We start from the raw sequence: 20,634 nt of genomic DNA on the forward strand, positions 1-20,634 counted from the left end.
TTACTTTCGGTTTACTCTAGAAGCATCAAGAACTAATTTGCTAATGCAATTTTATTAATGGTAAATTCCATTTCAGAAATATCTGCAGTTACCTCATTAATCCTAGAGTTAGTGAAATATAGATAACCATCGTATATGCTAAAGGTATCTGCCCATTTTATGGCGTCACCTTCCACTAAAGTATGTATACTACCATCTGGTTTGCGATACTTGATTTTGTTATGTTCTAAATCGGCATAATATAAGTTTCCGTTTTCGTCAAAAATCATTCCGTCGGGTGCAGCCGTTTTAGCTTCCAAAGTTACTGCGTTTTCAATATCTTTCTCATTTTCTAAAGTCAGTGCTTTTGTGGGGATGCTGTATAAACTATATCCTGAAAGTGCGTGATAATATAGCTTATCGTTCTTGGTATCTAAAGCAATTCCATCGGAATTTACAGCATTTGTCCATTTCTTATTTTCAAAAGTTAAAAAATCTACTTCTGCTGCTGTGGAAGAATGGTTGTCTAAAACTCTAGTGAACTTTTCCGTTTTTAAATCTAAAATGACTAATCCAGAATTACCAGAATCTGTGAAGTAGATTTTGTTATTCTTTTTGTCAAGACGTAAATCGTTTATGTAAGAATTAGGATGATAAGCGTCTTCATTCAAAATATAAGTATGCTCTAGTTTTTTGGTGTTTATATCAAAAACAAAAATTCTAGGTGCATCTACAACTTCTTGAAAAAGGGGACTTCTAGTATCTAAAACATAGATAAGGTGGTCATAAACAACTACGGATTGTACCCCAACAAATTTATTGGTTTCTATTTTGTCTCCTATTTTCCAAGAGTTCCATGCTTCATTTGGAAAAGGAGCGTTTGTACCATTTGTAATTTCTGCTACAGCATTTTTAACGCCTTTTCTCCATCTTGGAAAGTTTACAAAAATACGACCTGCATTACTTATCGAAATTCCGGTTACTTGCTGCCCTTTAAAAGCAGTTATTTGTGTCACTTTTGGAGTTTCGTTTTGCACCGTAACAGGTGTGGTTTCCACTTTATTTTCTGTTTTTTCTTTACAAGAAAGCAGTAAAACAGAAAGGATAAGGATGTAGCTGAAATTTTTCATTGTTTTGTTTTTCTTAATAAAAATACATTATTTTAACTTGTGTAAAGCAGATACTATTTCTGAAGGTTCCGCACGCGCTGTATAATCTGCATCTAAAAAAGCATACGTAATAATTCCGTTAATATCAATAACATAAGTTGCCGCTAAAGGTAAGGTATTACTAGTATCTCCATTTACCTTGTTTAAACCAAAACCAGTGTTATACATAGAAGCGACGTCGTCTGTTAACGTGTAAACAACGCCATATTCTTTTGCTATTACATTGCCAATATCACTTAAAACGGTGAATTCTAAATTGTTTTTTTCGGAAGTACTCAAGGAATTATCCGGTAATTCTGGTGTTAAAGCTAAAAGTGTAGCACCTTCGTTCTTAAATTCAGGTAATTTTTCTTGTAAAGCGTGCAATGTGATATTGCAATACGGACACCAACCACCTCGATACCAGGTTAGAACTACTGGTCCGTTTTTAAGTGCATCGTATAACGTAACCGCTTCGTTTAAGGCGTTTTTTAAAGTGAAATTGGGTGCTTTGTCACCAACATTTAAGGCAGTATCTAGTACGCCAGATTTAGCAACACTTGCAATGCCGTCGGCATATATTTGTTTCTTTTCGTCTGAGAATTTGGCAGCACCAGCTTGACGTACTTTATCTAATAAAACGTCTAATTCTCCAGTGTTTTTATTGTTGTCCATGGGTTGTGTTTTAAACAATGGGTTGTATTAAACCGATTGTTGTTCTTTAATTAATTCGGTTAAAACTTGTTTAAAAGTGTCTACAGGTTGTGCTCCTGTAACGGCACTTTTACGATTAAAAACAATAGTAGGCACAGAGTTTACACCCATGCTTTTCCAATAGTTTTGCTTCGTTCTTACTTCTAAACGTGCTTCTTCATTATCTAATTTAGTTAAAGCTTCGTCAGCAGGAAGACCAACACTTAAAAGCACTTCTTTTAAAACATCTTTTTTAGACACATCTTTTCTATCGCTAAAAAAAGCTGTAGTCAATGCCATTTTTAGTTCGGTTTGTTTTCCGAAGTCTTTAGCATATTCTAATAAAACGTGCGCGTCAAAAGTGTTCACCATACGCATTTCATCAAAATAATCGAATTTAAAACCTAATTCTGCACCAGCTTCCGTCATCATTTGCTTCGATTGGTTTTGTTGCTCTATAGTAGAACCATATTTTTCTGTAATATGCTCATTTACATTTTGACCTTCAGCTGGCATATTCGGGTTTAACTCAAATGGTTGCCATTCTATTTCAATTTGATCTTGAACACCAAGTTCTTGGATTGCTTTTTCCAAACGTTTGTAACCAATGGTACACCATGGACACACCACATCGGAAACGATATCTATTTTTAATTTATTTGCCATAACTTTATTTTTTAATTGAATTTTATATTGATTTCTATTACGCTAATCTATTACGCTAATCTATTTGCTGATTAGATTAGTGTTTAGAAAGTCGTTTTCCTTTTGTTGATCTTCTGTGATTTTATCTTTTGACACAAGATTTAAAACCATAGAATTAACGATTCTACTTTTGCTTAAATCCTCCTTAATAATTAAAGCTTTATGAAACAAACCTAAAGTACCGACATTAGCTTTTGGACTACTATTATTAATTATAACAATAGAATAATGATCGTTATCTACAGATTTTATTTTTGAAATGAAAGGTTGTAATACATCCTCTTTCTCTTTAAAAACAGGCGTAAATTTATTAAAATAATCTTCAGGCGTTTTATATGATTTATTAGCGTAGGCATGATAATCTGCCAAATGCAATTCACTTTTAATGGCACTAGGTTCGTAACCCAACATTAATATAGATTGCTCTGCAGCATTGTCTACATGAAAAGGTGTGTTTACCTGTTGGTCAAAACGTACAAGCCAATGATAGCTTAGCTTTTTGTTGAATTTTGAAACACTAAGTTTTGATAGTTCTTTTTTTAGATCTATCATAATAGACCTAAATTGATACGGTGTTATTTCTTTTTTACTGAAAACTAAGTGCATAAAGCCATGTGCTTTCGTAGTAGTTCTAAAAACTGTTTGGAAGCTCTTGTTTGCTATATGTGTTATAGTTTCCTCTTTAATTTTCATTAATACACCGTTTGGGTTTCTGTTTTAAAAGGTAACCAATTCACTAATTTGAAGTTCTCCTTTTACATTGCTATAGTTTTTTATATCTGCTGCAAAGGTTTCAGCGTGTGGTCCAAAAGACTCTTGAAAGGACGCTACACTATCAAATTTTAAATGTGCAATGGCAACATAAGGAGCAGGTTCACCAGGAACTCTGCTAGCCAATCCTAAATCTAATTCTAAACCTTTTAACGCGCTACCAAGAGCATCTACGATCATTGGTAAATGTTTTGTTTTATAATATGTTGCATCAAACTGTACATCTTTACCGTTTGGATACATTACAGATACTTTTATCATGATATTTTTTTTATAAAATTAATAAACCTTCCTCAAAAAAAAGAGGAAGGCTTACAGCTATTAATCTGTAGTTTTAGGGACTACATTTTTATTTTTTCCAAGCAAATTTTTGAAAACCAGCATCCACAGGTGTATTTGCAATATGGTTTGTATAATTACTAATTACTTTTTGAGATAATCCTAAAATGATTTCTAATACTTGTTGCTCACCATAACCGGCAGCGTAAAAAGCATCTAAATCTGCTTGTGATACGTTACCACGATTTCTTACAACAGATAAAGTCATTGTACGTAAAGCTTCTAATTTAGCGTTTTCTAAAGGTGTTTCATTACGTAAAGCTTCTGTAATAGCGTCGTCTACTTTCATCATTTTTGCAATTCCTGTATGTGCAGGAACACAGTAATGACATGCATGTTCTACGTTAATAGCTTGCCAAACTACAGTCAATTCTTCTTCGTTAAATGAGGTTTGTGTAAATAACTCGTGTAAGGTTTGGTATGCGGTTAATAATTGAGGTGACGCAGCTAATACACCGTGTAAACCAGGAATCATTCCGTAAGCTTTTTGAGAGTTTTCTAATAAAGGTTTGCTTGCTTCAGGAGCAGTTTCAATGTTGTGAATTTTTAAAGTTGTCATAATTTTTCTTTTTAGTTTAATATTTATGTTAATTTTATCTAAACGTTCGTTTAGTTATTATGTAAAAAAAATGTTTTATAAATTTTGGAAGGTCATTTCTATATAATCTTCCATTTCTTGTTTGGTATTAACTCTTGCGGCAGCAGCTAAACCATGTTTTGCTAATAATAAATAATTAGCTTGTTTTGCTATCGTTTGCGCATCTTTTGTAGCATCCATTTGTAATTTTTCTATAATGATGGATTTTAAATTATCCATAAAGGAATTCATTTGTGTCTGGATGCATACATCTTCTTTTTCAGAAAACTCATTATACGTATTGGTTACAAAACAACCTTTTATTTCGTCGGTTTTAAAATTAGAACTTACAGAATCATAAAAGAATTGTTTAAGGTCTGCAACACCATTGGTTCCGTTTTTTAGCTTTTGTAAAACCGTGCTTACTTTAGACTTATAAAGATTTAAACTTTCCAGAAATAGTCCGTGTTTGTTCCCAAAACTTGAATATATAGAGAACTTGTTAATGCCCATTTCTTTTTCAAGCATTTGCATAGAAGTAGTTTCATAGCCGTTTTTCCAAAAAAGGTGCATTGCTTTTTCTACTACTTCTTGTTCGTTATATTGTTTCTTTCTAGCCATGTTTGCTTTCCGTAAAACGGAATATTCTAATTATGAGACAAAACTAACCAATCGTTTAGTAATAAAAAAACGTTTTAACTTTTATTTATAGTTTGCTTGAAAAGGAATGTTTTAGTTTTACACTTTGATACCTATAAGGATGCCTTTATAATTTGTAGGGACCAATAAGATATTCATGAATAACGAGGAAAATAAATCTAAAAAAAGAAAGCAGCCGTGGCCAACTAAAGATGCCATGGAACAGGTTTATGAAAGGAATCTTTGGGGAAGTAATTCTTCTGATTTTTATTCTGGTGTAGGATCGCATGATGCGAATATTGTAAATCCGTATATAGATGTTATAACTTCCTTTTTAACCTCTTTTAAATCGCCGCTTGTGGTTTGCGATTTAGGCTGTGGCGATTTTAATGTAGGCAAAGAATTGGTGAAGCATACCAAAAAGTATATTGCTGTGGATATTGTTTCCGATCTTATAAAACATAATAAAAAAGAATTTACAGCAGATCATTTAGAGTTCCATTGTTTGGATATTGCAGTCGACGATTTGCCTTCTGGAGACTGTGTTTTATTACGACAAGTATTACAGCATCTCTCGAATGCTGAGGTGCAAAAAATACTATATAAGTTAAGTGAATTTAAATATGTGATTATAACAGAACATGTACCGGAAGGTGATTTTATTCCTAATGCAGCTATTATTTCCGGGCAAGGAATCCGGCTAAAAAAACAAAGTGGTTTAGATGTGTTATCTGCTCCATTTCATTTTAAAGTACAAGAAGAAAAACAAGTATTGTCTGTTGTTTTAAACGATAATAAAGGCATTATTTTAACGACCATTTATAAAGTTTAGAAACTTAAAGATCCCTTTATTTCTCTTAGGAAATTCCGTTTCCTTGTATTCAAAATTATTGAGCCATTTTATTTGGTTGGTAGTAAAACCATCATAACATTCTAAAGGAATTATTTCGTATGCTTTTAAGGTTATAAAAAAACGTTCTAACCCACCAAAAGGATAGTTTCCTGTAGAGAATCTTACTATTCCGTATTTTTCATTATGCTTTTCTAGACTGTCCAAATCTACTTCAAATCCGCATTCTAAATAATTAAAAATGGAAATCGGATCAAACTCGCCTAGATATCCCGATTTTTCATTGTCATATTGTAAATAGCTTTCTAGAAAATCATTTGCATAATTAGGAATTTTCTCGTGATATCTATGAAATTCTGGTTTTTGGTCTAAATAATCATTTAGTTCTTTTACTGCCTCATCCATCTCCTCTTCATTTTTCATACTATCCCAATCCATTTCTGGTGCGCTTTCATCGTCTTGAAAATTAAAACCAGGTTCTCTAGTTTCAACCATATGCGCATATAATTTTTGAAAATCTAAATATTTAGAAGCGTTCTGGATATTAAATTTGATGTAAAGCATGTAACTGTTACTGATTTTTCAGGAAACTAAGATAGTAAAATAGGAAGGCATTAAATAGTTAGAATTTTAATGAAAATATTTCTTCCTGAAATGTATTGGTGTTTCTCCGGTTTTAGCTTTAAAAAATTTTGAAAAATAGGCGTAATCCGAAAACTCTAATGTATTTGCAACATTGGCTAAATTATTATTGGAGTGCACGATCAGTCTTTTAGATTCTAGTACTATTCTTTCCGAAATTAGCTGACTTGTGGTTTTATTTATGGTTTGCCTTACTACTCGATTGAGATGCTTTGTTGTTATGTTTAATTTATTAGCATAAAATTTTGGTAGTTTCTCGGTATAAAAATGCGTGTTTATCGCATTTTCTAAGTTTTCTAGTAATATAGAATAGCTGGGAGAAACAAGCTTTTCTATATTTATATCTGCTGTATATGCTCGTGTTAATTCTATATAAATACTATTTATAAGGTTTACTATTTTTAGTTCTTTTAAAAGATTGTCTTGCTGGTATTCGGTATAAGCCTCTTGAAATTTTAGTTGTAATTCCTGTCTTTTTTCTAGAGGTACTTCTAATAAAGGCGGGTTTTGATAGGAATAAAAAAAAGGAAACGAATGCAGCGTATGATCTAAAAACTTCATGTCGTAAAATGCTTGAGAATGGAAAAAGATATAGCCTTCTGGTTTTGTGTCAAATTTCCAGAAATGTGTTTGCCCAGGTTTTAAAAAGAAAACTTTCCCTGGGTTTATAGTATAAGAATTAAAATCAATTTCATGTGTTCCAGTTCCTTCCGTAAAGAGAACACAGAGATAGAAATTATGGCTGTGTGGTTTGTTAATTAAGTTCTTGTTCCTTTCTATATGGCTAGAAAAAGAATTGATATACAAATCTTTTAATGGCTTTGATTTTTGAAACTCATCAATTTTTAAAACGGGTATCTTCATAGTAAATGTCCTAAAAGTACAAAAAATGGCGATTATTCTATAGGATTATTAAGGTTTTATTCTTCTAATTTTGCGGTATCATTAATTTATAGATTATGAGCGTAGTTTTAAATGCATTAAATTGTAAATGTCCCAATTGTAAAAAAGGAAATATCTTTAATAATAGAGGTAGTTTGTTATTGTTTAAGATCCCGAAAATGAGTGCTAGGTGTAGCGAATGTGATTTTAAATTTGAAAGAGAACCAGGTTTCTTTTTTGGGGCTATGTTTGTGAGTTATGCGCTTGCTGTAGCGCAAATGATAGCAAGCCTTATTGTGTTTTGGTCTTTTATTGATTTGTCTCCAATACGCGTATTTTTGATTATTACTTTAATCGCCTTTTTACTGGGTGCTGTTAATTATAGAATTTCAAGATCTATTTGGATCTATATGTTTTATTAGTCCAAATTGAATATTTCGTAAGTATATTTTAAAGAAAAAGGGAAGCTACATAATCTTATGCAGTTTCCCTTTTTTTAATTTAAATTATATATTCTCGACAATTTCCAGTGTATTAGATGCTTTCCACAAATTTCAAAAATACTTTTTTGTGCAATTCTAAATCCAGATTTGGAGAAAGAGATGCGCGTACAATATAATCTTTATCGCCTTCTTTGGTTGTTCCTTGCGTTGAGGTTGCAGGAATAGTCCAATAACATCCTTTTAATTGTCCGTAGCTGACACAGAATTTACTCTCGTCTGGAATCTCTGTAATCATTAAATTAATTAAGCTTAAATTCAATGCTCTTTTATAGGTTTCTCTTTCTGCATCATTATCTCCTTTGGTAGGAAGATCTAATGAGAAAACGGAAGGTGTAAAGCCTTGTTCTGCTAATTCGGAAGAAACAAAATTGATTTTTGATCCAGGTAATGCTTCATGAATAAAGTTTACAAATTCTCTGGTGTTTTTATATGCATCCGTGATTCTCTGATTCATAGAAGGCATTTGCTTCGCTAATATTTCATATTGAAAATCGGTAGCCTCATTATCACAAAGCGTTAGATGCATTTCAATTTTTTCCATTAAAGCGATAGTTCTTTCATTTCCTACGCAATACCCAGCAGTACATTTTCCGCCACTAGGGAATTTAGATCCGCTAGCAAATGAAATCGTTCGAACCGTTGCAAGGATGTCGTCTTCGCCTAAAAAGTGCACATTCGGACAAAAAGTTTGATCTAAAATAAACACTGGGTCGATTGCAATTTCTCCTGCTGCTGTTTTACGTTCTTTAGTTAAAGCTTCTTTTAGCTGTATAAGATCTGGAACTTCAACTCTTGGGTTTGTAGGAATTTCGGCAATGATTAAAGGAACAGCATCTTGCGCAGCAATTTGCGTTAATACGGTATCAATACTTTGCACCATATCATTATCACCATCGACTAATAAATCCACTATTTCTACATTATCAATACAAGCAGCAACACGTCTTGCTTGATCATTGGTACCACCATAACAATTTGGAGGAACAATAATTTTGATCGCTTTTCCTTTGTGGTTTTCTAATGCATCATGCACTAATCCCATTAAAATGGCATACTGAATCGATAATCCGCTAGAAGCAACTAAAGGTTTTGTATTGGTATTCGTGATTTTATTAATAGCATTTAGAACGCTTGTTTTGTTTGCTGTGTTCTTTGGTTTGTTTTCTACGGAAGACTGCGTTACTAGTGATTTTAATGCAGTAAGCGAATTGTCTGGAGTCATTGCAATGGTCTCTCTTCGTCGTACGTGTTGAATATCGGAAATGTAACTTTCGTTTTCTTCGCCATTTATTATTAGAATACTTCCTAAGTGATTTTGAAGACGAATAAAAAAGTCTATCTCTGGATTAATATCTAGAGCATTCCATGTATCTTGTTTAGAAAGGAAAATAGTACTACCATTAAACTCCGGAATATCTTTGGAGCTATCTACTTTCTTCAACTCAAAAGTATAGCCATAAACACGTTGTATTACTTCTGCATCAAAAAAGGCAGGTAATGTATCGGTATATAGAATTTGAGTCTTTTTATTATCTATTAGATTTTTTCTTAGAATTGCTAAAACAGGAACTGTTTGCGAAGAAAAACTAATTACACTTTCTGGTTTTAGTCCTTGTTCGTTGGCAATTGCCCATTCTAATACACAAGATAATGGATGACCTAAACGAATATAATCATATGCGGTAGGTAATTCATTTAGTGCAGAGTTTGTAGCGTTGTTGTTTTTAAATAAGGTTTCAAACTGATCTAAAAATTGCGTTTTCGCTAATTCTTCGTTATAAATATCTAGTCGATGGGTGGTTAGATTTAGCCAAGCAGTTGGCATATTTTCTAATACTTCTTTAATATATATTAGTGTTTTGTTTGCTTCCATAATGTTCCCTTTTAAATAGGTTGCAAAGGTACGTTAATTAGATTTTTTCTGGCGTCTTGTAGTGCGTTTTGTCTAACTTGTTTTTTCGAATAGAGTTGTCTTTTCTAGGTCTTGATTTTGTGAATAAAACAGAATAGAAATTCTGTGATTGTTTTATAGAAATAGACTAGAAGCTAACAATTAGTAAATCCAATAATGGTGGTAGTTAATTTATAGGTTGCTATACAACTGCATTACTTCGGAAGCATTTAGAGCAGCATTATAAATACGGACTTCGTCTATAGTTCCTTTAAAGGTGTCACTTGGTAGGCCTAATCTAGAACCAATTATTAAAGGTTCTGTATTTGTGTTTGTTTCCCCATTAATACTTTGAGACCCTTGAAGCGTTCCGTTAACATATAACAACATCTCCGAATCTTTTAAAACGCCAGTTATCAAATACCATGCATTAGTTTGGTAGCCTTGTTTTCTAACTTGATTTATTGTTTCCCCATTTTCTGTAGTTATTGTAAATACAATGTCGCCAGTTTGTGATAAAGAAATGTCATAAGGCAAAGTGCCTGAACCATTTACAATAGCTCCTTTTTTAATAATTCCTTGCGTTTTTATTTCCTGAGGATTAACAAGTGCAGAAATTGTAAATGCATCGGATAAGTTAAATACGGCATGGTGATCGATTTTTATTACATCATCCACACCATTAAAAAGGAAAGCGCTGTTTTCTACAGCATTCATATCTGAAGTCAAAATAGCACCTTCAACCGTTCCATTATGGTCGAAATTTACTTCGTTTAGAGAGTTCCCGTTAAAAGGATAGTAAGCAATTAGGTTTTCAGAGTGCGCATCGGTGATTGCTAAATCATCCTTGTCATCCTTAGTACAAGAGTTTAGTGTTATAAGTAGTAGTCCAAAAAGTAAGAAATAGTTTTTCATCGTGGTAGGTTTATCTATACTTACAAGGACGTAACAATTATTATACCACTTCACTATTTTTTTTGTTAGGCTGTTGTTAAATTATAAGATGTAGTATTGTGGTTGCGAACTTGGTTAAGTAAAAAATATGCGATAAAATAGTTGAAGATTTTATAGTTTGTTTTTTCAGAAATGATTTAAATATTATTCATCTTCGTTCTCCATTTCTTCTTTCTCTAAAACAATAGGATGGTCTTTATAAAACGTTTCTAAAGCAGTAAAGTCATCTGGTTTTGCTAGGATGTTTTTATCCGCATCTAGAATAAAGTAGGTTGGTGTTGCAGAAACACCGTAAGCATTACCTATCGAGTTGTCCCATTTACCTTCGCCATATACATGAACGAATTCTGGGAAATCATAGGTTTTGTCCTTCCATCTATAAATATCATTTTCTAAAGCAACTGCAATGATTTTTAATTTGCCTTCTTCTAAAGTTTTAGAGTATGCATGTAGCTTTGGTAATTCTTCTAAACAATGCGAACAAGTACTGCTCCAAAAAACTACAACATATTGTGCTGCTTCTTTATAATCATACAGTTTAGTAAGTGCTACTTTTTTGTCTTTTGTGATTTCTAAAGTAAAGTTGGAAGCGCGCTCACCAATAGATGTATTTTTATAAACGGTAAGTTTTTCTATTAAAGTGTTATCTCTCTTAGCTTTTGCTATTGGCAATAAATAAAGGTCTGCAATATAGTTTGCAACTTCCTCTTTTTTAGTATCTGCAAACTGATTAAAAAGTACTTCTGTAATAATCTCTTTAATGGTAGGATTATCTCCAATTGCTGCGATAACTGCATCTACATTGTTTTTGTAACCAAGATTTTCGTCTATCGGATTTGTAAACGTAAACACATAATTTAAAACGGTTTCAATTAAAAAACTAGAGCTTTGTAAAGTGGCATCGCTAAAATCTATATTACTAAAATAATTAGCTTTTAAGTTTTTGGAGAACGTCTGCGCATCTTCCATTTCTGATGGAATATATGGCTTACTAGCTTTTATAAAATGGGAAGCTAACATGCCTTTGGAAGCTTTTTCAAATTCGTTTTGAGTTTCGGCTAATACATCAAAAGCTTTACGGAATTCCTTTTTACTTTCTTTATTACTAGAGTAATATGTATTTATGTTTTTGCTAACCGTTTGTAAACTTTCTGTATAAGCGCCTAATAATTTGTTTTCTTGAGATGTTATGTATTTTACGCCTTCGTCTAAATTAAAAGTTAGTTCTATATCTTCTTTTGCATTATAAATAAGGTCAAAATTATACTCGTCTTGCGGTAAAGCATAAACGATTCGATACATCCCTTTTGTAACGGTAGTATCTAGTTTGAATTGAAAATTACCAATGCTATCGATTTCTGCGTTATTTACATAAAGCGAAGTCGTTGGGGTTACTTTATAAAGTATGGCGAATTTAAACTCGTCTGCAGGAGTGAATGTTCCTTTAATAGTATGTTGTGCTAATAGAATGCTTGGTAAAAAAGCGATTAAAAATAATAATCTTTTAGTCATTGTTATTGGTTTTTTATTCTAATTCAAAGGTTATGCCAAAATAGGTTTTAAAGCGTTTAATGCTTTATCCACAGTGTTTATTCTATCAAAAGTAAGTAATAGTCTTAAGCCCGATCTGGTTTGTTTTTCTTTCATTTTACATGCTAGCGGATTTGCTTGTATGTATTTCAAAACTTTGGTGAAGCCTGGACTTTGGTAAAAAGCACTTTGTTGGTCGTTAATAAAATAACCAACGAGCTTACCTTTTTTCATTATGATTTTTTCTAAACCTAATTTGGTTGCTATCCATTTTATTCTAACCGAATTGAACAAGTCTACAACCTGTGTTGGTAGTTCTCCAAACCTGTCTATAAGTTGGGTTTCAAAAACGGTAAGTTCTTCTTCTGTTTTAATGTTATTTAATTGCGTGTATAGGTTTAATCTTTCGGTAATATTGTTGACATAATCGTCAGGGAATAGTAGTGAGAAATCACTATCAATAGTAATATCTTTTACAAATTCTTTCTCTTTTCCGTCGTCTTCGTATAAATCTTTAAACTCGTTTTCTTTAAGTTCTTCAATAGCTTCATTTAATATTTTCTGGTAGGTATCAAAACCAATATCATTAATGAAACCACTTTGTTCTCCACCAAGTAAATCTCCAGCACCACGAATTTCTAAATCTTTCATGGCGATGTTAAATCCGCTACCAAGTTCTGTAAATTGTTCTAAAGCCGTAATCCGTTTTCTGGCATCATTAGTCATTGCAGAATATTCTGGTGTTATAAAATAACAGAATGCTTTTTTGTTCGATCTACCAACACGTCCACGCATTTGGTGTAAATCACTAAGTCCGAAATTATTCGCATTATTAATAAAAATAGTATTTGCATTAGGAACATCTAATCCGCTTTCTACAATGGTGGTACTTACTAAAACATCGAAGTCCCCATTCATAAAAGAAAGCATTAATTGCTCTAGTTTTTTGCCGTCTAATTGCCCATGACCAATACCAATTTTTGCGTCTGGAACCAGGCGTTGAATCATTCCTGCAACTTCTTTGATGTTTTCTATTCTATTATGAATGAAGAAAATTTGTCCACCACGTTGAATTTCATAACTAACTGCATCACGAATTGTTTCTTCGCTAAAGCGGATCACGTTACTTTCTATAGGATAACGATTTGGAGGTGCAGTGGTAATTACCGACATATCTCTTGCTGCCATTAAGCTAAACTGAAGCGTTCTTGGTATTGGAGTTGCTGTTAAAGTCAACACGTCTACATTGTCTTTTAACGTTTTTAGTTTTTCTTTTACAGCGACACCAAATTTTTGTTCTTCGTCTACAATAAGTAATCCTAGATCTTTAAATTTTACATTTTTATTTACTAGTTGGTGTGTGCCAATAATAATATCTACATGTCCTTTTTCTAGTTTTTCTAGGGTTTCGCGTTTTTCTTTTGCAGTTCTAAAACGGTTGAGGTAATCTACAGTAACCGGAAATTCTTTTAAACGTGCTGCAAAGGTTCTAGAATGTTGGTATGCTAAAACGGTTGTTGGTACTAAAACGGCAACTTGTTTTCCGTTATCTACGGCTTTAAAAGCAGCACGAATTGCTACTTCGGTTTTACCAAAACCTACGTCACCACAAATTAGTCGGTCCATTGGTCTCTCGCTTTCCATATCCAATTTAATATCTGCAGTTGCAGTACTTTGGTCTGGCGTGTCTTCGTAAATAAAAGAAGCTTCTAACTCGTGTTGTAAGTAAGAATCGGGTTTGTATTGATAGCCTTTTTCTAGTTTTCGTTTTGCGTAGACTTTAATAAGATTAAACGCAATTTCTTTAACTCTAGATTTTGTTTTCTGCTTTAAAACTTTCCAAGCTTTACTACCCAGTTTATAGACTTTTGGTGGTTTCCCATCTTTCCCATTGAACTTGGTGATTTTGTGTAAAGAGTGAATGCTTAGATATAAGATATCCCGTTCGCCATACACTAATTTAATAGCTTCTTGTTTTTTGCCTTCGACATCAATTTTTTGAAGTCCGCCAAACTTACCAATACCATGATCTATATGTGTAACATAATCGCCAATATCTAGATTTGTAAGTTCTTTTAAGGTTATAGATTGCTTTTTAGCGTACCCATTTTTTAAATGGAATTTATGGTAACGTTCAAATATTTGATGATCGGTATAACAAATGATTTTATTGTCGTGATCTACAAAACCCTGAAACAGAGAAAGTACTATAGTTTTATAGCTAACATCCTGTTCTACGTCTTCAAAAATATCATGAAATCGTTTTGCTTGTTGCTCACTTACGCAAGCGATATAATTGGTAAAACCTTTATTATGATTGCTATTCAGGTTTTCAATAAGTAAGTCGAAATTTTTATTGAAAGCAGGTTGTGGTGTTGTTTTGAATTCTATAGGTTGAGATGTCTCGACTGCGTTCGACATGACAGATGTGCTTCCAAATTCTACGATATTAAAATCTAGAAATTGTTTTTTTAGTAAAGTTGCATTACAGAATAATTCTTTTGGTTCGGCATGTTTTATATCTTTGGAAAGATTCTCAAATGCTTCTACTGCTTTTTCGTAGAGCGAATCTACTCTAGCGAATGTTAAGTCTGCATTTTTGGTAAATATTACTGTTTTTTGTGCAATATATTTTAAGAAACTTTGTCTGCTTTCTTCTAAAAATTTATTAGCAACATTTGGTATGATGCTTATTTTTTTAATCTGTTCGGTAGAGAGTTGTGTTTCTACATCGAAGGTACGAATACTATCTACTTCGTCGCCAAAAAACTCAATTCTATAGGGCTCATCATGACTAAAGGAAAATACATCTACAATTCCTCCACGAACCGAAAACTCACCAGGTTCGGTTACAAAATCTACCCGTTTGAATTTATATTCGAATAGCATTTCGTTTACAAAATCTATGGAGAGATTGTCATTTACAGAAACCTTTAATGTATTTTTTTCTAGCTCACGACGGGTGACTACTTTTTCGAATAGTGCATCTGGATACGTAACAATTATTGCCGGTTTTTTACGCGAATTTATTCGGTTTAATACTTCGGAACGAAGCAAGACATTGGCATTATCTGTTTCCTCAATTTGATAAGGTCTTCTATAACTTCCTGGGTAGAAGAGTACATCTTTACTGTTTAGTAATTGTTCTAAATCGTTGAGGTAAAAAGCTGCTTCTTCTTTATCGTTAAAAATAAGCAAGAATGGTTTGTCCGCTTGTTTAAAGGTTTGCGAAATTAGGAACGAAAGCGAAGAACCAATAAGTCCTTTAATATGTGTTTTTGTTTCGGTTTTGGCAATAGCAGTTTGCAGTTTTTGCGATTGCAAAGACTGTGCGTAGGTTTGCGAGAGAAGTGTTTTACTCACGTATTTTAGTTTTATGTAAAGATAGTATTTACATTTTTTTTGTCATGAATAGCGGCATGTTTTTTTTTGTTTTTTATGAAATTCTATTTCTTTTATAGTAGAAGTCTCGAGAAGTGATGCCGATGTTATGCATTAGGGATTGCAGTGTCTAGCTTTTGGCGCGTGTGCGTTTTAAGCCAAAACTAATAACGGAAAGCCCGACGTTACGTAGCTTAAGCGAAGTAGCGGAATGGCCTAAAAAAAGCTATTAATAATGTTTTAAAAAGCGTTTTGTTTAATTATCTTTGTGGCACTTAAAAAAAAGAATATATGTCAATTTCAGATTTATTTGATAGTGGATTTAAAAAGCGTAATGAAGACCATTTTGCATCAATTGTTAGAGTTGCAATGGATGATGGTGTTATTACAGATGAAGAAAAGGCGTTTTTAGATCGTTTAGCTAGAAATTTAGATATTAGCGAAGGGGATTATGCAATAATTTTAAAGGATTATGCTTCCCACCATATTAATCCTCCAACTTCTTACGATAATCGTTTAGAGCGTTTATATGATTTGTCTAGAATGGTTTATGTGGATCATATTAAAGGAGATAATGAAGAACTTGTTTTGCGTAAAATTGCAGTTGGTTTAGGTTTTAAACCTGAAAACGTGAAATATGTAGTAGATAAGGCACTTGTTTTAGTTAGTAATAAAGTGGATTTAGATACTTTTATGGAAGAAATTAAAACAATGAATAAATAATAATTTTATATTATTTGGTATTAAAAAAGGCGATCTATATAATAGTTCGCCTTTTTTTTATTTTAAGTATTTTCGAATGGTTTTTAGTAAACTTTTCTCGTCAAAGGGTTTGCTAATAACATCGTTTATTTTTGCCTTTTTGTAGCGTTTTAAATCTTCAGGAAACACTTTTCCTGTTAAAGCTATAATTGGTATTTTTTTGAGTTCTTTTTCTGGTAGTTGTCTAATTTCTATGGCAAGTTGATCTCCAGTCGTATTTGGTAGATTTATATCCATTAAAATAACATCTGGCTTTTGGTTTTTAATGGTTTCAATTAGATTTTCAGGATTGGTAACGATATCTAAATAAAACTTTCCTTGCGCTGCTAAAATTTTAAGAACGGAAAGTTGCGTTATTTCCGAGTTTTCTACTAAAAGAATATGGTATTTATCTTTTTCTAGTTTTTCTACGGTAGCAACTTCTACTTTTTTATCTTTTGTTTTGGTATCTAACTTAAAACTTAAGTTTAGCGCTAAAGAAGTCCCTTCATTAAAGGTGCTATCAATAGAAATATTGCCATCCATTAGCGATACCAAGTTTTTTACAATGGCTAATCCTAATCCGGTGCCTTTGTTTCTTTGGTTCTTGTCTATTTGAGTAAAACTTGTAAATATTTTTTCTAGGTTTCCTTCTTCTATACCAATACCGGTGTCTATAATTTGAAAATGGATACTTGCTTTATTTGCTCTTACTTGATTTAAAGAAACATGTAAAGTGATACTACCTTTTGTGGTGTATTTAATTGCATTGTCTATTAGATTACCAAGTATTTGCTTTAATCTATATGGGTCGCCAATGATTTGTGCGGGTAGTTTTTCTCCAATAGTATTAAGAAAAGTTAATCCTTTTTCTTCGGCTTTTATTTTATAGGTAAAAATAAATTCTTCTAAAAACTCATAAAGGTTAAAAGAATCTTCTACAAGATTAAGTTTGCCAACTTCTATTTTAGAGATATCTAAAATGTCTTCAATCATATGTTTTAAATGATTGGAAGAGGTATTGATAATATTTAAGTAATCTTTTTGTTCGGAGTCTAGATTGGTTTTTCCTAAGATATCTACAAAGGTACCTATACCAGAAAGAGGTTCTCTAATTTCATGACTAAAATTAGCGATGAAGGTATTTTTAAATTCTTCTTTTTCTAGTAGATATTTGTTTTTTAATTCAAGAATTTGGGAGTCTATAACCGATTCGTTTCTCTTTTGCGCAGTTAATTGGTAATTACTGTAATGCGTTGTTAAGTCTTGAATTATTATTAGCGAATGTGTTTCAGAAAAAGTTTTGAGCGTAATATCTGCTATTATGTCTTCATTGTCTGTCGCTAAATGAATACATGAGAATAGAAACTCTTGGTTTTTTTCTGTGTCTAATAAGGAGGTGATGCTTTCGAAAAAAGGATGTAAACTAGTTATGTCCTGCTTGGTAATCTTTGAGAAGAAAGCGTCATCAGAATCTAAGATAACACCTTTTTTGTCAATAATTAGATATTGAATAATAGCTTTTTCATGCGCTATTTTATATTCTGCAAGCATTATTCTTGAGTTTATGAAATTAATTGTTTAGCTAATGTAGAGAATAGATCATTAACTTTAGTATTTGCTTTTGCACTTGTGTAAAAATCGGTGAACGGCCCAAAAACATCGCTGTTCTGCTTAATAAAGTCTTTTGTAACTAAATCCTTTTTGTTTCCAACTACTTTTACTGGGATGTTTGGGTAGTTTGTTTTGATAAAGTTTAAATCACTTTCTAATTGCTCATAGGTAGTAGGTCTTGTAAGGTCGAAGACATATATCATACCACTAGTACCTAACATATAAGATGGTCTTGTGTTGGTTATATCATCATTACCTTCTAAATCCCATAGGATTAAAGAAACGGTCTCTTTTGGAGAAATTACAACTTCTTTTTTTAATATGTGTACACCAATAGTTACTTTATAGTTGTCTGTAAAGGTGTCTTCGACAAAACGTCTTATTAGTGAAGATTTACCAACGCCAAAGTGTCCTAGTAAAACTATTTTTTTAGAGATATTCATTAGCAAAATATGCTTTTAATTTTTTAGTTAAAGATTCTTTATTACTTAAATCTGTTTTGTTTATTGTGTTTTGCGCAAAATCTAGTAGTTTGTCTTCTAATGCACTTTTATGTGTAGCATTAAATATGCCAGAAATCACAACTGCTATATAGTAAGATGAGAAATTTTGAATATAAATACTATAGGTTTCATATTCAATAAGTTCTAGGTTTTGATTGTTTTTTTTAAATGCATCTTCCACAAAGCTTTTTATTGCTGTGAGCATTCCTGCAACCATATCTTCATCTATATCATCTGTTTTGGAGTATTTGGAAATGAGTAAACCAGACCCTTTTTCAATAACCATAAACTGATTTAATTTAGGAGCATGTTGCTCTTGTAAAATTAAATCGGCCTCGCTAACACCAGAAGTTTTAGCTTTAAATTTACGTTTAAAACTTTTAAAAGAAAAGGTGTTGTCTATTTGTTCGTTTATTTTTTCGGATAAAAGTTTAAATTCATTCTGAATGTACTTTTTTATCATTCTACCAAGAATAGGATATAATGCTTCTACTACGGCATCTTGCGAGTTTTTGATCTCTGTTTTTAAGGCTTCTGTAATTGCAGGGCCAAGTGTTTCTGGTATTTCTAGAACAAATTTATTTAATTGATCTTGAATAATAGGATTTACCTTTTCGGATAAATTTGTTTTTTGATTTATGGTTTCTTCAAGAATTTTAATTTTCTCATGAATAGATAAAGCGTATTCCCTCTCATCTGTTAATAAGATGTCTTTAAGAATTTTAAGTTTATCTTCTTGATTCATAAGTGCTAGTAATTTGTATTACTTGCTTATTTTTTCCCCAAGATTCATTAGCAAATCGCCTAACAGTTTTCTGTCTAATTTCTTATCATCAAGAGCATCTGCTTTGTCATTAAAAGAATTTTCAAGATCTGTAATTCTTATGTTAATGTCGGTGCTTAAGTTATCTATATTTTGAAGCAATTCTTTTCTAACGTCATCTACCAAGTTTTCTAATTCTTGTTTTTTGGAAAGGATGTCATTTTTTACAGATTCAAACTCACTATCGTAAGCCTGCATGTTTTCCCCAAAAATAAGCTGTTTTATTGCATCAATTTTGGTGGAAGCTTCTACATCTGAATTGTGTGTTGCTGTATTGCTATTTGTAAGTTTATCTTTAGCCATTATGGTTTAGCTTTTGTTTAAAAAAGTAATGTACAAAAATAATGAAAAAGTAAGGACTTAAACTAGTAATTTTTAAGCGTTTTGCATAAATTCTTCTGCTTTTTCTACCATATTTTTACTTCCGCATAAAAATGGCACTCTTTGGTGAAGTTCTGTAGGTTCAATTTCCATAATTCTGGTATAGCCATCACTAGCTTTTCCGTTTGCTTGTTCTGCTATAAATGCCATTGGATTACACTCGTATAACAAACGTAGTTTACCTTCCGAATTTTTAGAACTTTTAGGATACATGTAGATTCCTCCTTTTATCATATTTCTATGAAAATCGGAAACTAAAGAACCAATATATCTGCTTGTGTATGGTCTATCACCTTCTTCCATTTGGCAATATTTAATATAGTTTTTAACACCTAAAGGAAAGTGTACGTAATTACCTTCGTTCACCGAGTAAATTTTACCATCTATAGGAAATTGCATGTTTGGATGTGATAAATAAAAGGTACCAATTGCCGGGTTAAGAGTAAAACCATTAACACCATCTCCTGTTGTGTAAACAATCATGGTAGATGTTCCATAAACAATATAACCTGCCGCTACTTGTTGGTCTCCTTTTTGTAAAAAATCTTCTAAAGTAACAGGGGTTCCTACTGGAGTTACACGTCTATAAATAGAAAAAATAGTACCTACAGAAACATTTACATCTATGTTAGAGGAACCGTCTAAAGGATCTATTAAGACAATGTATTTATTTTGGTTGTTTTCGTCTTGGCTATTAATTGCAATAAAATCATCTTCTTCTTCACTTGCAATACCACAAACTATATTTCTTTTTGTAAGTGTTTGTATAAATTTTTCGTTGGCATAAACATCCAGTTTTTGTTGGTCTTCTCCTTGAATGTTGGTATCTCCAGCTGCACCGATAATATCTACTAAACCAGCTTTGTTTACTTCATGGTTTACCACTTTTGCAGCTAACCTGATAGAGTTAATAAGTCTAGATAACTCGCCAGAAGTATATTTAAAAGATGTTTGATTTTCTATAATAAATTCTCCTAATGTTTGTTTTGTTCTAGACATAATAGCTTTTTAATAGTTTGTACAAATATCGCTTTTTTTAGCAAACTATAACGTTATCGTTTTACTTTAATGCATAAAAATTAATGGCT

Annotated in this window: 21 protein-coding genes; 3 read left to right on the top strand and 18 right to left on the bottom strand. The window is 32.1% G+C overall.

Annotated elements, in window-relative coordinates:
* Window positions 1-32: 32 nt before the first annotated feature.
* From ACVCXO_RS17055 to ACVCXO_RS17085, 7 genes are all read right to left on the bottom strand, one after another.
* Window positions 33-1,109: an L-dopachrome tautomerase-related protein gene (locus ACVCXO_RS17055; RefSeq protein ID WP_452230799.1), complete on the bottom strand. Its 1,077-nt coding sequence runs from the start codon at window positions 1,107-1,109 to the stop codon at window positions 33-35.
* Window positions 1,110-1,136: 27 nt separating this feature from the next.
* Window positions 1,137-1,802: a peroxiredoxin-like family protein gene (locus ACVCXO_RS17060; RefSeq protein WP_452230800.1), complete on the bottom strand. Its 666-nt coding sequence runs from the start codon at window positions 1,800-1,802 to the stop codon at window positions 1,137-1,139.
* 27 nt (window positions 1,803-1,829) lie between these two features.
* Window positions 1,830-2,486 (bottom strand): DsbA family oxidoreductase, encoded by a 657-nt coding sequence (locus tag ACVCXO_RS17065; RefSeq protein WP_452230801.1) that lies wholly within the window; start codon window positions 2,484-2,486, stop codon window positions 1,830-1,832.
* 60 nt (window positions 2,487-2,546) lie between these two features.
* Complete coding sequence (locus ACVCXO_RS17070; protein WP_452230802.1) at window positions 2,547-3,218, bottom strand: hypothetical protein; 672 nt, start codon at window positions 3,216-3,218, stop codon at window positions 2,547-2,549.
* 24 nt (window positions 3,219-3,242) lie between these two features.
* Complete coding sequence (locus tag ACVCXO_RS17075; protein ID WP_452230803.1) at window positions 3,243-3,557, bottom strand: EthD family reductase; 315 nt, start codon at window positions 3,555-3,557, stop codon at window positions 3,243-3,245.
* An 88-nt stretch (window positions 3,558-3,645) separates the two neighbouring features.
* Complete coding sequence (locus ACVCXO_RS17080; RefSeq protein WP_452230804.1) at window positions 3,646-4,194, bottom strand: carboxymuconolactone decarboxylase family protein; 549 nt, start codon at window positions 4,192-4,194, stop codon at window positions 3,646-3,648.
* A 75-nt stretch (window positions 4,195-4,269) separates the two neighbouring features.
* The gene (locus tag ACVCXO_RS17085) at window positions 4,270-4,833 is read right to left on the bottom strand and encodes a TetR/AcrR family transcriptional regulator (RefSeq protein WP_452230805.1); all 564 of its coding nucleotides are present in this window, start codon (window positions 4,831-4,833) and stop codon (window positions 4,270-4,272) included.
* Between the two features lie 175 nt (window positions 4,834-5,008).
* On the opposite strand from ACVCXO_RS17085, the gene ACVCXO_RS17090 reads away from it, so the two are divergent.
* On the top strand, window positions 5,009-5,683 hold the full coding sequence (locus ACVCXO_RS17090) for a methyltransferase (protein WP_452230806.1): 675 nt from the start codon (window positions 5,009-5,011) through the stop codon (window positions 5,681-5,683).
* Here ACVCXO_RS17090 and ACVCXO_RS17095 read toward each other — a convergent pair.
* Window positions 5,660-6,265 (bottom strand): hypothetical protein, encoded by a 606-nt coding sequence (locus ACVCXO_RS17095; protein ID WP_452230807.1) that lies wholly within the window; start codon window positions 6,263-6,265, stop codon window positions 5,660-5,662. The genes ACVCXO_RS17090 and ACVCXO_RS17095 overlap by 24 nt on opposite strands.
* A gap of 66 nt (window positions 6,266-6,331) precedes the next feature.
* Complete coding sequence (locus ACVCXO_RS17100; RefSeq protein WP_452230808.1) at window positions 6,332-7,207, bottom strand: helix-turn-helix domain-containing protein; 876 nt, start codon at window positions 7,205-7,207, stop codon at window positions 6,332-6,334.
* A 95-nt stretch (window positions 7,208-7,302) separates the two neighbouring features.
* On the opposite strand from ACVCXO_RS17100, the gene ACVCXO_RS17105 reads away from it, so the two are divergent.
* Entirely contained in the window at window positions 7,303-7,647 is a 345-nt protein-coding gene (locus tag ACVCXO_RS17105; protein ID WP_452230809.1) for a DUF983 domain-containing protein, read from the top strand.
* Window positions 7,648-7,759: 112 nt separating this feature from the next.
* Here the strand turns inward: ACVCXO_RS17105 and ACVCXO_RS17110 are convergent, their stop codons facing one another.
* From ACVCXO_RS17110 to mfd, 4 genes are all read right to left on the bottom strand, one after another.
* The gene (locus ACVCXO_RS17110) at window positions 7,760-9,601 is read right to left on the bottom strand and encodes a cystathionine beta-synthase (protein ID WP_452230810.1); all 1,842 of its coding nucleotides are present in this window, start codon (window positions 9,599-9,601) and stop codon (window positions 7,760-7,762) included.
* Between the two features lie 210 nt (window positions 9,602-9,811).
* Window positions 9,812-10,534 carry a LamG domain-containing protein gene (locus ACVCXO_RS17115; RefSeq protein WP_452230811.1) on the bottom strand — a complete coding sequence of 241 codons (723 nt, stop codon included), beginning with the start codon at window positions 10,532-10,534 and terminating at the stop codon, window positions 9,812-9,814.
* Window positions 10,535-10,717: 183 nt separating this feature from the next.
* The gene (locus ACVCXO_RS17120; protein WP_452230812.1) at window positions 10,718-12,085 is read right to left on the bottom strand and encodes a TlpA family protein disulfide reductase; all 1,368 of its coding nucleotides are present in this window, start codon (window positions 12,083-12,085) and stop codon (window positions 10,718-10,720) included.
* Between the two features lie 30 nt (window positions 12,086-12,115).
* The gene (gene mfd / locus ACVCXO_RS17125) at window positions 12,116-15,466 is read right to left on the bottom strand and encodes a transcription-repair coupling factor (protein ID WP_452230813.1); all 3,351 of its coding nucleotides are present in this window, start codon (window positions 15,464-15,466) and stop codon (window positions 12,116-12,118) included.
* A gap of 309 nt (window positions 15,467-15,775) precedes the next feature.
* On the opposite strand from mfd, the gene ACVCXO_RS17130 reads away from it, so the two are divergent.
* Entirely contained in the window at window positions 15,776-16,207 is a 432-nt protein-coding gene (locus ACVCXO_RS17130) for a TerB family tellurite resistance protein (protein WP_452230814.1), read from the top strand.
* A gap of 57 nt (window positions 16,208-16,264) precedes the next feature.
* On the opposite strand, the gene ACVCXO_RS17135 is transcribed toward ACVCXO_RS17130, so the two are convergent.
* The 5 genes from ACVCXO_RS17135 to fbp form a co-directional block, all read right to left on the bottom strand.
* Window positions 16,265-17,779, bottom strand: a complete 1,515-nt coding sequence (locus ACVCXO_RS17135) for an ATP-binding response regulator (protein WP_452230815.1) — start codon at window positions 17,777-17,779, stop codon at window positions 16,265-16,267.
* An 11-nt stretch (window positions 17,780-17,790) separates the two neighbouring features.
* The gene (locus tag ACVCXO_RS17140) at window positions 17,791-18,282 is read right to left on the bottom strand and encodes a Rab family GTPase (protein ID WP_452230816.1); all 492 of its coding nucleotides are present in this window, start codon (window positions 18,280-18,282) and stop codon (window positions 17,791-17,793) included.
* A complete protein-coding gene (locus ACVCXO_RS17145; RefSeq protein ID WP_452230817.1) occupies window positions 18,269-19,087 on the bottom strand; it encodes a cell envelope biogenesis protein OmpA in 819 nt (272 codons plus the stop codon). The genes ACVCXO_RS17140 and ACVCXO_RS17145 overlap by 14 nt, the downstream gene beginning before the upstream one ends.
* Window positions 19,088-19,105: 18 nt before the next feature.
* On the bottom strand, window positions 19,106-19,468 hold the full coding sequence (locus ACVCXO_RS17150) for a fructose 1,6-bisphosphatase (protein WP_452230818.1): 363 nt from the start codon (window positions 19,466-19,468) through the stop codon (window positions 19,106-19,108).
* A gap of 72 nt (window positions 19,469-19,540) precedes the next feature.
* On the bottom strand, window positions 19,541-20,545 hold the full coding sequence (fbp, locus tag ACVCXO_RS17155; RefSeq protein ID WP_452230819.1) for a class 1 fructose-bisphosphatase: 1,005 nt from the start codon (window positions 20,543-20,545) through the stop codon (window positions 19,541-19,543).
* Window positions 20,546-20,634 lie beyond the last annotated feature (89 nt).

Source organism: Lacinutrix sp. MEBiC02404 (assembly GCF_053601575.1).

Coding starts and splice junctions, on each gene's coding strand:
- ACVCXO_RS17115 (WP_452230811.1), bottom strand. CDS start 10,534: ATGAAAAACTATTTCTTACTTTTTGGACTACTACTTATAACACTAAAC.
- ACVCXO_RS17095 (WP_452230807.1), bottom strand. CDS start 6,265: ATGCTTTACATCAAATTTAATATCCAGAACGCTTCTAAATATTTAGAT.
- ACVCXO_RS17150 (WP_452230818.1), bottom strand. CDS start 19,468: ATGGCTAAAGATAAACTTACAAATAGCAATACAGCAACACACAATTCA.
- ACVCXO_RS17060 (WP_452230800.1), bottom strand. CDS start 1,802: ATGGACAACAATAAAAACACTGGAGAATTAGACGTTTTATTAGATAAA.
- ACVCXO_RS17070 (WP_452230802.1), bottom strand. CDS start 3,218: ATGAAAATTAAAGAGGAAACTATAACACATATAGCAAACAAGAGCTTC.
- fbp (WP_452230819.1), bottom strand. CDS start 20,545: ATGTCTAGAACAAAACAAACATTAGGAGAATTTATTATAGAAAATCAA.
- ACVCXO_RS17145 (WP_452230817.1), bottom strand. CDS start 19,087: ATGAATCAAGAAGATAAACTTAAAATTCTTAAAGACATCTTATTAACA.
- ACVCXO_RS17130 (WP_452230814.1), top strand. CDS start 15,776: ATGTCAATTTCAGATTTATTTGATAGTGGATTTAAAAAGCGTAATGAA.
- ACVCXO_RS17135 (WP_452230815.1), bottom strand. CDS start 17,779: ATGCTTGCAGAATATAAAATAGCGCATGAAAAAGCTATTATTCAATAT.
- ACVCXO_RS17110 (WP_452230810.1), bottom strand. CDS start 9,601: ATGGAAGCAAACAAAACACTAATATATATTAAAGAAGTATTAGAAAAT.
- ACVCXO_RS17085 (WP_452230805.1), bottom strand. CDS start 4,833: ATGGCTAGAAAGAAACAATATAACGAACAAGAAGTAGTAGAAAAAGCA.
- ACVCXO_RS17090 (WP_452230806.1), top strand. CDS start 5,009: ATGAATAACGAGGAAAATAAATCTAAAAAAAGAAAGCAGCCGTGGCCA.
- ACVCXO_RS17080 (WP_452230804.1), bottom strand. CDS start 4,194: ATGACAACTTTAAAAATTCACAACATTGAAACTGCTCCTGAAGCAAGC.
- ACVCXO_RS17055 (WP_452230799.1), bottom strand. CDS start 1,109: ATGAAAAATTTCAGCTACATCCTTATCCTTTCTGTTTTACTGCTTTCT.
- ACVCXO_RS17065 (WP_452230801.1), bottom strand. CDS start 2,486: ATGGCAAATAAATTAAAAATAGATATCGTTTCCGATGTGGTGTGTCCA.
- ACVCXO_RS17100 (WP_452230808.1), bottom strand. CDS start 7,207: ATGAAGATACCCGTTTTAAAAATTGATGAGTTTCAAAAATCAAAGCCA.
- ACVCXO_RS17120 (WP_452230812.1), bottom strand. CDS start 12,085: ATGACTAAAAGATTATTATTTTTAATCGCTTTTTTACCAAGCATTCTA.
- ACVCXO_RS17140 (WP_452230816.1), bottom strand. CDS start 18,282: ATGAATATCTCTAAAAAAATAGTTTTACTAGGACACTTTGGCGTTGGT.
- ACVCXO_RS17075 (WP_452230803.1), bottom strand. CDS start 3,557: ATGATAAAAGTATCTGTAATGTATCCAAACGGTAAAGATGTACAGTTT.
- ACVCXO_RS17105 (WP_452230809.1), top strand. CDS start 7,303: ATGAGCGTAGTTTTAAATGCATTAAATTGTAAATGTCCCAATTGTAAA.